The organism is Ruegeria sp. AB10 (genome assembly GCF_056542745.1).
This window is the reverse complement of the sequence record NZ_JBQGAI010000028.1, coordinates 1-2,227: the sequence shown is the minus strand read 5'-3', so window position 1 is coordinate 2,227 and position 2,227 is coordinate 1. Positions and strand designations below refer to the sequence as shown.

The window sequence follows — 2,227 nt, the reverse complement described above, 5'->3', positions numbered from 1 at the left end:
TTTTTACTTGTGTTTCCTGCTCTTCGGTCAAGCCCATCTCAGCGCAAAAAACCTTCAAAACGCTATTGGAGCCAGCCACGGCGCTCGTATTGTTTTGTTGCCTTGCGTCATCTATTAGCTCAGAAAAAGCATCAACAAACCAGTGATTTTTGCTCATGAAGCCCCTCGAGTAAAGTGTTTAAAGCATACTTAAGGGTGCATGGTTAATGTGGCGTTAATTATGAGAGAAGTGGTCTGTTTTTGGCGATTTTTGAGTGATTGGGTTTTTTGAATATTCCTGAATATAAGAAGATATTGCTTGCCTCACGGCCTCTGCGGTTAAGTGCATACCTTCCGCCTCCAGTCTCAATTCCACCTCGTTGGCGCGTTGTAGAAAGTCTGCATCCATTGTCAGTCCCCACTCACAAGATCCGTCTAATTATGCCCAAATTGCATCAAACCTCTTAACGAAGAGTAAACTGTTCTCAATACGATGTCTCCTGCTATTGAGACACCTCGAACAAAGGCACAAGATGTTGAATATCCTAAAGATTGAAGTGTTCTGAGAGCGTCATTGTTTCCAATCCATGACTGTACTTGTTAAGTTTTGGGAGATTTGGTTCAAGTCAAATGAGGCGCGGTGCCTGCTATATTTGGAGTCTCTGGGCAATTGTGGCAGTCTGAGACGATACTTACTGGACCTGTCACGGTTTGATGCCGCTCCTTTGATAGCATCTACTGCAGCAAAGGAGACTGACTATGGGACTGAAACGGACGGCCGAATTCCGGCAAGATGCGGTGCGTATCGCATTGACCAGTGGGCTAACACGCAAGCAGGTGGCTGATGATCTAGGTGTCGGGATGTCCACGCTGAACAAATGGATCACAGCGCACCGAGATACAGACGTGGTTTCCAAAGAGGATTTGAGCCTCGCTCAAGAGAATGAGCGACTTCGACGGGAGATCCGGCTCCTCAAGGAGGAGAGGGAAATCCTAAAAAAGGCCACCCAGTTCTTCGCGGGCCTAAAGCAATGAGATTTAGGTTTATCGAAGAACACAGAGCCAGCTTTCCAGCCAACCGGTTATGCGATGTCGTCGGTGTCAGCGCACGCGGTCTGCGTGCCTTCCGCAGCCGCCCTGCCAGTCGCAGACAGCGGTCTGATCTGGTCACGCTGGCGCATATCAAAGAACAGTCACGCCTCAGTTTGGGCAGCTATGGCAGGCCGCGCATGACTGAAGAGTTGAAGGAAATTGGTTTGGCTGTGGGGCATCGTCGCGTTGGTCGCCTGATGCGCCAGAACGGCATATCCGTGTTGAGAACACGCAAGCACAAGGTCACGACAGACAGCGATCACAAGTTCAATATCGCGCCCAACCTACTGGATCGGGACTTCACAGCGGATCAGCCGAACAAGACATGGGCTGGTGACATCAGCTATGTCTGGACCCGTGAAGGCTGGCTTTATCTCGCCGTCATTCTGGACTTGCATTCCCGCCGTGTGATTGGCTGGGCTGTTAGCAATCGGATGAAGCGAGACCTGGCCATCAGGGCGCTGAGAATGGCTATCGCCTTCAGATCACCACCGAAGGACTGCATCCACCACACGGATCGTGGCAGCCAATACTGTTCCCACGATTATCAGAAGATCCTGCGCCAACATGACTTCAAAGTGTCGATGAGCGGCAAAGGCAATTGCTATGATAACGCCGCCGTCGAGACCTTCTTCAAAACGATCAAAGCTGAGCTGATCTGGCGGCGGTCATGGCAAACCCGACGGCAGGCTGAAGCGGCCATCTTCGAATACATCAACGGCTTCTACAATCCGCGCCGCCGACACTCAGCACTGGGCTGGAAAAGTCCCGTCGCCTTCGAACGGAAAGTGGTTTAAACGAGCACTTGGAGCGGCACAAAAACGCGACAGGTCCAGCGTAGCCATGTGTGTCAATGAAAGTTCCAATATACCCGACGCGGGCCATGAACTCGGCGTCCAGATCAACAAACGGACGCTTGAGGAAGCGTGAAAGGAATGGGCCCGAGGAAGTTTTGCCGATCCCTCCTGGGCCAATGATGAAGACGTGGCGTGATCCTACACGCATGGTGTTTTGGTGCTCATCAGCCAAACACAACACCACTGTAAGCAGGCAGAGCACGCATTATTCAAATGATACAAATGTCTGGAAACTGAACTGTAAGAGACTGTGAACCCATTGAGGTTTTCAAGTTCTGCCGAAGAGTTTTTCAATATCG

General features: G+C 50.8%; 2 protein-coding genes. One reads left to right on the top strand and one right to left on the bottom strand.

The window, feature by feature from the left end:
* The first annotated feature begins 738 nt into the window (after positions 1-738).
* Positions 739-1,868, top strand: a protein-coding gene (locus ACR0NT_RS19495; protein WP_480424262.1) for an IS3 family transposase whose coding sequence is annotated in 2 segments (ribosomal slippage) — positions 739-982 and positions 982-1,868 — 1,131 coding nt in all. Because the reading frame shifts where the segments join, the coding sequence is not laid out codon by codon here.
* On the opposite strand, the gene ACR0NT_RS19490 is transcribed toward ACR0NT_RS19495, so the two are convergent.
* Positions 1,786-2,076, bottom strand: coding sequence for a shikimate kinase (locus ACR0NT_RS19490; protein WP_480425843.1), 291 nt, complete (start codon positions 2,074-2,076; stop codon positions 1,786-1,788). The two genes, ACR0NT_RS19495 and ACR0NT_RS19490, sit on opposite strands and share 83 nt — an antisense overlap.
* Positions 2,077-2,227: the final 151 nt, after the last annotated feature.